Raw genomic sequence first — 12,028 nt, 5'->3', positions numbered from 1 at the left:
GCGGGTCTTCATCATGACGATGTCGACCGTGGCGACCCTTTTCGTGACTCTCGGACCGGTGGCGCCGAGCGCCCGCGCGGACGATTCCGAGGCGCCGGCCAGGCAGCCCCGAAGCTGGTCGGACGACTGGTCGAGAAAGGACTGGTGGCCGTCGAGCTGGTCGAAGGACGACTGGTGGAATCGCGTCTCCGGCGGGCCGGACAAGGACGGCGGGTCCGGCGACGACTGGTCGAAGGACGACTGGTGGAAACACTGGAAGGACGCCTGGAAGAAGGACGACCGGGACAGGGACGACCGGGACAGGGATTCCCGGGACAGGGATTCCCGGGACAGGGATTCCCGGGACAGGGATTCCCGGGACAAGGACGCGCGCGGCAGGGATTCCTGGAGCAAGGACGACTGGGACGGCAAGGACTCCTGGGACGGCAAGGACTCCTGGCACGGCAAGGACTCCTGGGATGACAAGGGCCCGCGGGACAGGGACGGGGCATCCGGCCACGGGCACCCCGATCGCGGATCGAAGGACCGCAAGGACGACTGGGGCTGGGACTGAGCCGTCTTGTCGCCGAATGCGCGACACGGGCCGCCGCGACGTCGCCAGAACGCTGCCACGGCCCGCCGCAGCGACCGACGGCGACGATCTGGACTCGCGACGTGGGCTAGAGGCGGCGGGCGAGGATGCGGTAGGCGTTCGCGCGCGTGCCGGTGGTCAGGTAGGGGCGGGTCGCCTCGTCGGTGACCAGCGCGGCCACGAAGGCGGGGACGAGGGCCCCGGCCGTCAGGGCGCGTGCGGCCCGGCCACGGCCGGGACTGGCGGGGGCCCGCCAGGCGACTGAGGGTGACGGCGCGAGCGTCTGCAGCAGGCCGTAGACGGCCATCACGGGATCGCCCTTCTGGTGCACCTCGCCGAAGACGGGCTCGGGCACCGCGAATCCACGCCGTTCCAGCGCGGCCACGAGGTTCGCGGCGGGTATCAGGTGCTGATGCTGCGGGACCAGCCAGCCGGGCCACAGGCTGCGGTACCAGCGGGCGGCCGGGCTGTCCGGATTGGGGACCTCGATGAGCAGATGGCCGCCCGGCTCCAGCGCCGCCGCGGCGGCGTCCAGTTCGGTCAGTGGGTCTCGGGTGTGCTCGAGGTAGTGGAACATGCTGATGATGTCGTAGCGGCCCTTGACCTCGGCGACGAGGTCGGGGAAGAAACCGCGGTAGGCATGGTCCACCCAGCGTCGTCGGGCCGCCTCCTCGATGCCGGCGCCGATGTCCAGCGCGTCGAAGCTCGTCGCCGGCCAGACGGTTCTCGCCATGGCGCAGAAATGCCCGTGACCTCCGCCGACGTCCAGCCACCGCCGCGGCGTCGCAATGGGCTGGCGGGCCCGCTGCAGGTAGGGGTCGACGCTGTAGCCAAAGACCTCCTCCAGGGCCGCACCGCCGAGGCCGTCGTAGAAGTCGCGGTAGTAGAACTCCAGGCCGTCGGGTGAAAGCCGCGGATTCTGGAAGATATGGCCGCAGTCCCCGCACCGGTCGTACTGGAACTCGCCGGGCTTGCGCTGGGCGACGTCGCGCCCGCGCAGCCGCAGGGTGAGGTCGCGGCCGCCGCACCAGGGGCAGCTGTCGCGGCGGTCCTCGAGGAAACGCTCGACGCCGACGGCCAGATCAGCCTGATAGCCGGGCCGGGCGCGGTCGACGTCGGCGGCCGCCGGGCGGACCGACACGACCAGCCGGCTCGTCCCCGCCGCCTCGGTGACGGTGGGCTGTGGCTCGCCCAGGAACTCCCGCGCGCGGGCGCGGGCGTGGCGGACCTGCGCGACGGCGATCTGGCGGCGGGCGAGCAGGCTGCGGCCGAGCGCGGCGGGATCCACCCGCACATGCCCGCCCCCGACCAGCGCGGGCTGCACCCAGGACAGGGCGAGCGCCCCCAGCGTCGCCGACGGATTGCTCGCCGCGCCGAGCAGAAGGGCGCCGTCGCGCAGCGCCGGCAGTACCCGCCGGGCCGGCTCCCAGGCATAGGCGGTCTGCTGCACGGACAGCCGAGCGTCGCCGGCACCGGCACCGGCGCCCGGCCCGCGCAGGCCGGGCAGCACCGCGAGGTCGGTGCTGGCGGCGGCGTGCCGCTTGCCCAGCTGCACGATCGCGACCAGCTCGGCCTCGGTGAGGTCGCCCACCTCGGATCGGCCGTGGAAGCGCGGCTGGTCGGCTGTGGCCAGCCCGATGCGGGCCAGCACCTCCTGGTCGATCAGCACGGCCAGCCCGGCGCCGCGCCCGCGGGTGAGCGGCTGGGCGCGGTAGGTGGCGGGATCGACCATGCGGGCCAGGTCGAGGACGCGGTGTGCCGGCAGGTTCGCCGGGACGAGGTCGAGCACGTCGAGGCCGTTGCGCCGGGCGTGCTCCTCGGCCGCGCGCCGCTGGCCCGCGGTGAGGCGGGTGCCCGCGGCGGAGAGCAGCACGTAGCGGGACCGCTCGCGCGCCTCCTCCGGACGGGTGGGGGCGGTCCCGGCGGGCCCGACCGCCGCCGCACCGCTCACCTCGGTGGGGACCACGTCGATGGCGTGCAGACGACCGCGCAGGCGGGCCGTGTTCAGCCCGATGCCGACCCCGACGACCACGGGGAGCCAGCCACGGCGATTCAGGGCCATATGCAACGCACTCCTCGGGCACCGGGTGGGACGTGGAAACGGACGGGGGAGCCCCGAAAGTACCGCCGTCGACTGTGACTCAGCGCATGGGAGGCGGGATGCGGTGGGTGCGTCCCGCTGGTCGCGCGGGCTGTGCCGGATCGGTGGCCACGACACGCGCGGCAGGCATGCCAGCGGGGCATGTCGATGGGGGTGCCCCCGGGTTCCGCGGTGCGAGACCGGGCGGCCGATGCCCGTCCGCCGGTGTCCACGCGGGCGTCCGCGTCCGAGGGCCCGCGGGACGGGACGGGAGGCGGATGTCGACACGCGGCCGACCCGGATGCGGCCCAGGTCACGCGGCACGGGCGGGACGTCTGGCGCATGAGGCGGCGCGGAAGGACACGCGGGGGCGGAACGCCGCCGGCCGCGGCGAAACCGCGGCCGGATGGCGTCCGGCGATGGAGCGGGTGACCGGGATCGAACCGGCATGGCCAGCTTGGAAGGCTGGGGCTCTGCCATTGAGCTACACCCGCGGGGTGATCGGTGCGAGCTTACCCCGTAGGATAAGCGTGCGACGCCTCGGGGCGTAGCGTAGTGGCTAGCGCGCCTGCTTTGGGTGCAGGAGATCGGGAGTTCGAGTCTCCCCGCCCCGACCGATAGCCTCGGCGTGTCACCCCGTCCAACGTCGTACCAGGAGACCGCCGCGCCGTGAAGGCCACCAAGGAGACCCTCAGCCCGACCCGGGTCAAGCTCACCGTCGAGGTGCCCTTCGACGAGCTCAAGCCCTCGCTCGATGCCACCTATCGCAAGCTCGCCCGCCAGGTACGGGTCTCGGGTTTCCGGCCGGGCAAGGTTCCGCCGCGCATCCTCGACCAGCGGCTCGGTCGGGGAGTGATCCTCGACGAGGCGGTCCAGGAGGCGCTGCCGCAGCTGTACTCCGAGGCCGTGCAGGCCGAGGAGGTCGACGTCCTTTCGCGGCCCGAGGTGGACATCACCGAGTTCGCTGACGGCGGTCACCTCGTGTTCACCGCCGAGGTCGACGTCCGCCCCGAGCTGACCCTGCCCGAGTTCTCCGACCTGACGGTCACGGTGGACGCGGTCGAGGTCACCGACGAGCAGGTAGAGGAGCAGCTCGGCGCGCTGCGTGACCGCTTCGCCCAGCTCACGCCGGTCGAGCGGCCCGTCCAGTCGGGTGACTTCGTCTCGCTGGACCTGTCCGCGGAGGCGGACGGCAAGCCCGTCGAGGGTGCCGAGGCCACCGGGCTGTCCTACGAGGTCGGCAGCGGGAACCTGGTCGAGGGTCTGGACGAGGCGATCATCGGCGCCGCCGACGGCGAGTCGCGCACCTTCACCACCGAGCTGCTCGCCGGTGACCAGGCCGGCCAGCCGGCCGAGGTCACCGCGACGGTCCGCGGGGTCAAGGAGAAGGAGCTGCCCGCCCTCGACGACGACTTCGCCACCACCGCCAGCGAGTTCGACACCCTGGGCGAGCTGCGCGCGGACGTGCGCCAGCGGCTCGAGCAGTCCCGGCGCGCCGAGCAGGTCGGCCAGGCGCGGGAGAAGCTGCTGGAGGGTCTGCTCGAGCGGGTCGACGTGCCGGTGCCCGACTCACTGCTCACCGGCGAGATCGAGGCCCGCGAGCACCGGCTGTCCCACGAGCTGGAGCACATCGGCACCGACCGCGCCGCCTACCTGGAGACCCTCGGCCAGTCCGCCGAGGAGTTTGACGCCGAGGTCCGCGAGTCGGCGGGCAAGGCGATCCGTTCGCAGTTCATCCTCGACGCGGTCATCGACGTGGAGTCGATCGGGATCGACCAGGGTGAGCTGATGGAGCAGGTCATCATGCGCGCCCAGCGGTCGGGGATGCAGCCCGACGTCTTCGCGCAGCAGCTCGCCCAGGGCGAGGGCCTGCAGGCGCTGATGGCCGACGTGCTGCGGACGAAGGCACTGTTCCTCCTGCTGGAGAACGCCACCGTCGTCGACGGCTCCGGCGCGCCGGTGGAGCTCGCGTTGCCGGCCCGGCCCGCGCCCGACACGGACGAGGCCGCCGAGGCCGACGACGTGGACGAGGCCGCCGAGGACGCGCCGGCCGGCACCGAGGAGGCCGCCGAGGCCGCGCAGCCCGCCACCGCGCAGCCCGCCACCGCGCAGCCCGCCACCGCGCAGGCGGAGCCGGGAGCGGCCGAGGCCGCCACGGGCGACGCCGGGGACCGCGACATCTGATCGTTCCCGTCATCCGGGCCACCGGCCCTCGGACCTGGTCCGAGGGCCGGTGTGCTCCCCGGGGTACGGGATGGCTGGGCAGGGGGATCCTGCGGCCGCGCCGCGGCGACGATCCGTCGCCGAAGGTCGCGGGCCGTCGCCGGCCGTCCGTCCGAACCGGCCGGTCCTCACGCCCAGCGCGAACATCGAGCCTGAACGGCCGGAACTCGCGCGTGTCACAGATAGTGTCGAGCCGGTCAATCAGCCGCCCCATGTGAGGAAGCCGAGGAGCTGACCGTGAGTAACCTCGCAGTTCCGCGCCTGCCCGTTCCGGGTCCGGAGCTCCGTTCGCCTGGCCAGGGTGGACCAGCCTTCGACGATCAGGTGTTCAACCGTCTGCTGGCCAACCGGATCGTCTTCCTCGGGTCCGTGGTCGAGGATGCGATCGCCAACGCCCTCTGTGCGCAGCTGCTGCTGCTCAACGCGGAGGACCCGACCCGCGACATCTTCCTCTACATCAACTCGCCCGGTGGCTCGGTGAGCGCCGGTATGGCGATCTACGACACGATGCAGTTCGTCGAGAACGACGTCGCCACCGTGTCGCTCGGGCTCGCCGCGTCGATGGGCCAGTTCCTGCTGTGCGCGGGCGCGCCCGGCAAGCGGTACTCGCTGCCGCACGCGCGGATCATGATGCACCAGCCCTCCGGTGGCATCGGCGGCACCGCCTCCGACATCGCCATCCAGGCGGAGCAGATGCTCTACACCAAGCGGATGATGCAGGAGCGGATCGCGTTCCACACCGGCCAGCCGATCGAGCAGATCGAGCGCGACTCCGACCGGGACCGGTGGTTCACCGCCGAGGAGGCCAAGGACTACGGCTTCGTCGACCACGTCGTCCAGCAGGCCCGCCAGGTCCCCAGCGAAGGCCCGGTGAGCTGAGCGGCTCCGTCCGCTCACCCCGGATCGCACCGTCGTCATCCGTTTCCGGAGGCAGCCACCATGTTCCACGAGACGCTCTACCAGCAGCTGCGGTTTGAGCAGGCCCGCCAGGCCGCCGCCGCGACTCCGCCGCAGGGCCGGTACGTCCTGCCGAACATCATCGAGAAGACGTCGCGCGGCGAGTACGGCATGGACCCGTACTCGAAGCTGCTCAAGGAGCGGATCGTCTTCCTGGGTGTGCAGATCGACGACGTGTCGGCGAACGACGTGATGGCGCAGTTGTTGTTCCTGGAGTCGGAGGATCCGGATCGGGACATCTCGATCTACATCAACTCGCCGGGTGGGTCGTTCACGTCGTTGACGGCGATCTACGACACGATGCAGTTCGTGCGGCCGGACATCTCGACGATCTGCATGGGCCAGGCGGCGTCGGCGGCGGCGGTGTTGCTGGCGGCGGGTACCCCGGGCAAGCGGTTCGCGCTGGAGAACAGCCGGATCCTCATCCACCAGCCGTCCGCGTCGGGCGAGGGCCAGTCCAGCGACATCGAGATCCAGGCCCGCGAGATCCTGCGGATGCGCTCGTTGCTGGAGCGGATGCTCGCGACGCACACCGGCCGCAAGGAAGAGGACATCCGCAAGGACATCGAGCGCGACAAGATCTTCAGCGCCGATGAGGCCAAGGACTACGGTCTCATCGACGAGGTGATCAAGACCCGCAAGTCCTCGCGGCTCGCCACCACGAACTGAGCCGCCCGCAGGGGCGGATGACCGGGCGGCGGTACGCGTGCTCCGGGGCCGGCCGTGTACAGGTGCCGGCCCCGGGACACGGCTACCCGCCCGGGGCCCCGGCGGACCGTGCGCCGCGGCGGGCCGGTCCGCTGCGGCGTCCACTGTGGCGCCGCCGCCCTGCCAGGGGCACCTGGGCGACGTGACGACTCCGCCCAACCCCGGTCATCACGGGCAAATATCATGTGCGACGCGCCGACGGGTGCGAATTCGGCCAGCGCGACCACTCGCGTGACGCGTTGGCCTAACAGGACGGCGTGGACGCGCGAGGACGGCCGAGGTGACCGTAGGCTGACCGGTATGAGCCGAGCGATAGGGCACTCACCGGGTCGCTCGGCGGGGTACCGTCCCCACGGGGATGGTTGCAGGCAGACACGCGACGACCGGGCGGTGTCAACCGCCCCTGACACGCAGGCGACACCATCGTCTGGACGAAGGGACTGAGTCCTCGGTGGCACGCATCGGTGATGGCGGTGACCTGCTCAAGTGCTCGTTCTGCGGCAAATCGCAGAAGCAGGTGAAAAAGCTCATCGCCGGCCCTGGCGTCTATATCTGCGACGAGTGCATCGATCTGTGCAACGAGATCATCGAGGAGGAGCTCTCCGAGTCCTCCGAGCTCAAGTGGGATGAGCTCCCCAAGCCGCGGGAGATCTACGAGTTCCTCGACGGCTACGTGGTCGGCCAGGAGACGGCGAAGAAGACGCTGTCCGTCGCCGTCTACAACCACTACAAGCGGGTGCAGGCCGGCGGAACCGCGGGCGGTGAGGGCGCCAAGGGCGAGGTCGAGCTCGCGAAGAGCAACATCCTGCTGCTCGGCCCGACCGGCTGCGGCAAGACCCTGCTGGCCCAGACGCTGGCCCGGATGCTCAACGTGCCGTTCGCCATCGCCGATGCCACCGCGCTGACCGAGGCCGGGTATGTCGGCGAGGACGTCGAGAACATACTGCTCAAGCTCATCCAGGCCGCGGACTATGACGTCAAGAAGGCTGAAACCGGGATCATCTATATCGACGAGGTCGACAAGATAGCCCGGAAGTCCGAAAATCCCAGTATCACCCGAGATGTGTCGGGTGAGGGTGTCCAGCAGGCCCTCCTGAAGATTCTCGAGGGCACGACGGCCAGCGTGCCGCCGCAGGGCGGGCGCAAGCACCCGCACCAGGAGTTCATCCAGATCGACACGACGAACGTCCTGTTCATCGTGGGTGGTGCCTTCGCCGGGCTCGACCGGATCATCGAGTCGCGGATCGGCAAGAAGTCGCTGGGCTTCCGCGCGGTGCTGCACGGCAAGGACGACCCGGACTCCTCGGACGTCTTCGGTGACATCATGCCCGAGGACCTGCTGAAGTACGGCATGATCCCCGAGTTCATCGGCCGGCTGCCGGTCATCACGAGCGTGTCGAACCTCGACCGCGAGGCGCTGATCCGCATCCTCACCGAGCCGAAGAACGCGCTGGTCCGCCAGTACAAGCGCCTGTTCGAGCTCGACAACGTCGACCTCGACTTCACCTCCGACGCCCTGGAGGCCATCGCCGACCAGGCGATCCTGCGCGGCACCGGCGCCCGCGGCCTGCGGGCGATCATGGAGGAGGTGCTGCTCTCGGTGATGTACGACATCCCGAGCCGCAAGGATGTCGCCCGGGTGGTCGTCACCCGGGAGGTCGTTCTCGAGCACGTCAACCCGACCATCGTGCCCCGCGATGTCGCCTCCAAGCGGGCTCCCCGCCAGGAGAAGTCCGCCTGAGCGGACGGCAGGCCTGCCCGGGGCGCGGCGAGGCCTGCCCAGGCCGCGCGGCGGCGCCTGCCTGAGCGGCGAGCGCCGGCGGCACGGCAGACGGCCGCTGTCCGTCGTGGTGACGGGGCCGCGTCGCTGGAGAGCCGGGGTCGCGTGCCCGCTGGGGAGTGTCAGGGCCGCGTGACGGCAGCCAGGACCCTGCGGGCCTCGCTGAGGTGGTAGAAGGACCCGGTCACGAGGATCGCTCCGCTGCTCGCCGCCCGTTCCATGGCAAGCCGGACCGCGTCGGCGACGGGCGGCACGGCGTCCGCGACGATTCCCCGCCGCCGGGCCGCCGCCGTGACCTGCTCGGCCGGGATCGCCCGGGGCGAGTCCGGCTCACAGCACACCAGGGCGGCGATCCGGTCCGCGGGCAGCTCCGCCAGGGTGCCCTCGAAGTCGTGCCCGCGCAGCGCCCCGTAGACGACGGTCCACCGCCGGTCGGGGAACTCCTCGGCGAGCGAGCGGGCGAGTGCCGCCGCCGCCGCCGGATTGTGCGCCCCGTCCAGCACGGCCAGCGGCCGATCGCCGACGATCTCCAGCCGGCCCGGCGCCCGCACCGCGCCCAGGCCCTCCCGCACCACGGCGTCGGGCAGCGGCCGGTCGAGGAACTCCTCCACCGCCGTGAGCGCGCAGGCCGCGTTCATGTCCTGGTAGGCGCCATGCAGCGACAGCAGCACGCCGTCGTAGCGGGCCAGCGGCGTACGCAGGTCCCCCCGCCGACCCGCCGGATCGGGGTGGGCGTCGTCCATCGCGAAGTCGTGACCGCCGCGGCGCACCCGCGACGCCGGGGCGGCGGCGAACACGTCGTCGAAGCGGGCCTCGATCTCGCCGAGCACGAGGCGCGCGCCCGGCTTGACGATGCCGGCCTTCTCCCGCGCCACACCCGCGAGGCTGCCGGCGTAGTCCAGGTGGTCAGCGCCGATCCCGGTGATCACCGCGACCCGGCCGTCGGCGATGTTGGTGGCGTCCCAGCGCCCGAGCAGGCCCACCTCGACGACCGCCGCGTCGACACCGCGTTCGGCGAACCAGTGGTAGGCGGCCGCGGTGAGCAGCTCGAAGAAGGTCGGCCGCTCGGCCATCGGCGCCGCGGCGTCGACGGCCGCGCCGACGCAGGCGGCGAAGGCGTCGTCGTCGATCGGCACCCCGTCGCCGACCAGGCGCTCGTTGACACGCTCCAGGTGCGGGCTGGTGTAGAGCCCGACGCGCAGCCCAGCGGCGCCGAGCAGCGCGGCCGCGATGCGTGCCGTGGACGTCTTGCCGTTCGTGCCGGTCAGGTGGATCAGGTCGAACCGGCGCTGCGGGTCACCGAGCCGGCGGGCCAGCTCCCGCATCCGCGCCAGGCTCGGCACCGGCGGCTCGCTCGTGATCGCCTGCTTCTCCAGGTCCACCGACCTGGCCAGCGCGGCGCACGCCGCCTCGTACGTCCACGTCACCAGCTGTTCCCGCCTCCTTCACCCCGCACGACAGTAGCGACTCGCGCAACCCGGACGAGTCGGTTGATCTGCTCGCGGAGGCGAATGAGGCAGGTGACACGGTCGGCCGCCCGCCCGCGGAGGCGGGGTCGTCCGGACTCGTAGGATCAGGGTTGTGACAGGCGCCGCCGCGAACGCCGGCATCACGGCCGGGCCGACCGATTCGGCGGGGGAGGGCGTGCCCACCTTCGCCGCCGCGTACGCGAGCCGGCTGGGGGTGGCGCGGCCGGCCGGGATGCCCCGGCTGCGCCGGCTGCTGGACCTGCTCGGCCATCCCCAGCGTGCGTTCCCGAGCATCGTCGTCGCCGGGTCGGTGGGCAAGAGCTCGACCGTCGCGGCGATCACCGCGCTCCTCGACGGCTTCGGCATCCGCGCCGGTTCGCTGCGCTCGCCCGACTGGCTCGGCGCCGCCGCGCGGGTGGGGCTCGCTGGCGCGCAGATCCCGGCGGACGTGCTCGACCGCGCCTATGACGACATCGCCCCCTACCTGCCGCTGATCGAGGACGACGGGCGCCTGTGCGCCTTCGAGCTGCTCGCCGCGGTCACCTTCGCGGCCTTCGCGGACGCCCCGGTCGACCTGGCCGTCGTCGAGTCCGGCTGGGACGGCGCGACCGAGCTCGGTGACCTGGCCGACCTGCTCGACGGGCCGGTCGCCGCGATCACGCCGCTGGCCGTGTCCGAGGCGGACGCAGACGAGGCCGGCGTACTCGCGGACGGCACGGAGCCGATGCGGCGCGCTGCCGCTGGCGACGGTGGGTCCCTCGGCGCCGACGGGGATGTCCGCCCTGGGGGAGGGTCTCCCGCCGATGGGGACGCCCGCGGCGGTGGGGATGGCGAGGCGGCGGCGCTGGAGCGGATCGCGGCTCCGGTCGGCGGGGCGATCCGCGCCGACGTGCTGGTCGTGCTCGCGCAGCAGTCGCTGCCGGCCGCGCGGGCGCTGCTGCGCCGGGCGGCCGCGGTCGGGGCGACCGTCGCCCGCGAGGGCCTGGAGTTCGGCGTGGTGGGCCGCCGGGTCGCCGTCGGCGGCCAGATGATCACCTTGAAGGGACTCGGCGGTACCTACGAGGAGCTGTTCCTCCCGCTGCACGGCGCGCACCAGGCGCACAACGCCGCCGTCGCGCTCGCCACCGTCGAGGCGTTCCTCGGCGGCGGGCGCAACCAGCTCGACATCGACGCGCTCCGCTCGGGGCTCGCCCAGGTGGACGGCCGGGGCCGTCTCGAGGTCGTGCGCCGCAGCCCGTCCATCGTGCTGGACGTCGCCGGCGATCCGGTCGCGGCCGCGGCCCTCGCGAGCGCCCTCGACGAGGCGTTCACCTTCGAGGTCCTCGTCGGCGTGCTGGCCGTCGAGGGCGACGAGGCGCTCGCCGCCCACCTGCTCGCCGCCCTCGAACCGGTTCTGTCCACGGTTGTCGTCACGACGGGCGTGACGCCCGCGGCGCTGCCCGTCGACGATCTCGCGGCGGTCGCGGCGGGGGTGTTCGGGGCGGACCGGGTGGAGGTCGCCGTGCGCCTCGACGACGCGATCGACGACGCCGTCCGCCTCGCGGAGGAGGACGGGGACCTGGGCGGCGCGGGTGTCCTGGTGACGGGTTCGGCACCCGTTGTGGGTCGCGCCCGGGTGTTGCTGCGCTCCTGAGGAGGCCCGGTTCGGCCATGGAGATGACGCGGGCACCCTGTAAGTTGACGAGGGGCCCGCGGGTTCCCGAGGACGACGACGTCACTGATCGAGAAGGAGAACCGTGTCCGCCGAGCGCACCCTCATCCTGGTCAAGCCGGACGGCGTCAGCCGTGGCCTCGTCGGAGAGGTGATCGGCCGGCTCGAACGCAAGGGGCTCACCCTGGTCGCGCTCGAGCTGCGCACGCTGGAGCGCTCGGTCGCCGAGACGCACTACGGCGAGCACGCGTCCAAGCCGTTCTTCGGTGAGCTGGTCGACTTCATCACCTCGGGCCCCCTGGTGGCGCTGGTCGCCGAGGGGCCGCGCGCGGTCGAGGCGTCCCGCGGGCTGATCGGCGCCACCGACCCGGTCAAGGCCGCGCCGGGCTCGCTGCGCGGGGACTACGCGCTGGAGATCGGCCAGAACCTCGTGCACGGGTCGGACTCGCCCGAGTCCGCCAAGCGCGAGATCGACCTGTTCTTCCCCGGCCTGAGCTGAGCCTCGCCCGCCCGCCGGTCGCGCGGCCGGCGGGCGCCGCGCTCCGGCGGGCCACGCCGCCGACTCATCACCTGCGGGTGAGTTCCGGGC

9 protein-coding genes and 2 tRNA genes are annotated in these 12,028 nt (G+C 72.4%); 8 read left to right on the top strand and 3 right to left on the bottom strand.

From position 1 onward, the window contains the following. Window positions 1–28 precede the first annotated feature (28 nt). A complete protein-coding gene (locus C1A33_RS35875; protein ID WP_207770407.1) occupies window positions 29–553 on the top strand; it encodes a hypothetical protein in 525 nt (174 codons plus the stop codon). A 106-nt stretch (window positions 554–659) separates the two neighbouring features. Here the strand turns inward: C1A33_RS35875 and C1A33_RS20860 are convergent, their stop codons facing one another. Together C1A33_RS20860 and C1A33_RS20855 are read right to left on the bottom strand one after the other, a co-directional pair. After that, window positions 660–2,633 carry a class I SAM-dependent methyltransferase gene (locus C1A33_RS20860; protein ID WP_207770406.1) on the bottom strand — a complete coding sequence of 658 codons (1,974 nt, stop codon included), beginning with the start codon at window positions 2,631–2,633 and terminating at the stop codon, window positions 660–662. 438 nt (window positions 2,634–3,071) lie between these two features. After that, a tRNA-Gly gene (locus tag C1A33_RS20855) sits at window positions 3,072–3,145 on the bottom strand. 47 nt (window positions 3,146–3,192) lie between these two features. On the opposite strand from C1A33_RS20855, the gene C1A33_RS20850 reads away from it, so the two are divergent. The 5 genes from C1A33_RS20850 to clpX all read left to right on the top strand — a co-directional run bounded on the left by C1A33_RS20850 (window position 3,193) and on the right by clpX (window position 8,280). Next, window positions 3,193–3,265, top strand: a tRNA-Pro gene (locus C1A33_RS20850). Between the two features lie 55 nt (window positions 3,266–3,320). After that, entirely contained in the window at window positions 3,321–4,835 is a 1,515-nt protein-coding gene (tig, locus tag C1A33_RS20845) for a trigger factor (RefSeq protein WP_101833106.1), read from the top strand. A gap of 276 nt (window positions 4,836–5,111) precedes the next feature. Beyond that, complete coding sequence (locus C1A33_RS20840) at window positions 5,112–5,753, top strand: ATP-dependent Clp protease proteolytic subunit (protein WP_101833105.1); 642 nt, start codon at window positions 5,112–5,114, stop codon at window positions 5,751–5,753. Window positions 5,754–5,813: 60 nt separating this feature from the next. After that, window positions 5,814–6,500, top strand: coding sequence for an ATP-dependent Clp protease proteolytic subunit (locus C1A33_RS20835; protein ID WP_101833104.1), 687 nt, complete (start codon window positions 5,814–5,816; stop codon window positions 6,498–6,500). A gap of 490 nt (window positions 6,501–6,990) precedes the next feature. Then, window positions 6,991–8,280, top strand: a complete 1,290-nt coding sequence (clpX, locus tag C1A33_RS20830; RefSeq protein WP_101833103.1) for an ATP-dependent Clp protease ATP-binding subunit ClpX — start codon at window positions 6,991–6,993, stop codon at window positions 8,278–8,280. A gap of 161 nt (window positions 8,281–8,441) precedes the next feature. Here clpX and C1A33_RS20825 read toward each other — a convergent pair whose 3' ends face one another. Further along, on the bottom strand, window positions 8,442–9,746 hold the full coding sequence (locus C1A33_RS20825) for a bifunctional folylpolyglutamate synthase/dihydrofolate synthase (protein ID WP_101833102.1): 1,305 nt from the start codon (window positions 9,744–9,746) through the stop codon (window positions 8,442–8,444). 154 nt (window positions 9,747–9,900) lie between these two features. Between C1A33_RS20825 and C1A33_RS20820 the strand changes: the two genes are divergently transcribed. Continuing rightward, on the top strand, window positions 9,901–11,421 hold the full coding sequence (locus C1A33_RS20820; protein ID WP_101833101.1) for a glutamate ligase domain-containing protein: 1,521 nt from the start codon (window positions 9,901–9,903) through the stop codon (window positions 11,419–11,421). 103 nt (window positions 11,422–11,524) lie between these two features. Beyond that, entirely contained in the window at window positions 11,525–11,938 is a 414-nt protein-coding gene (ndk, locus tag C1A33_RS20815) for a nucleoside-diphosphate kinase (protein WP_101833100.1), read from the top strand. Window positions 11,939–12,028 lie beyond the last annotated feature (90 nt).

Source organism: Frankia canadensis (assembly GCF_900197875.1).
GTDB lineage: Bacteria > Actinomycetota > Actinomycetes > Frankiales > Frankiaceae > Frankia > Frankia canadensis.
This window is presented reverse-complemented; position numbering and strand designations above follow the sequence as displayed.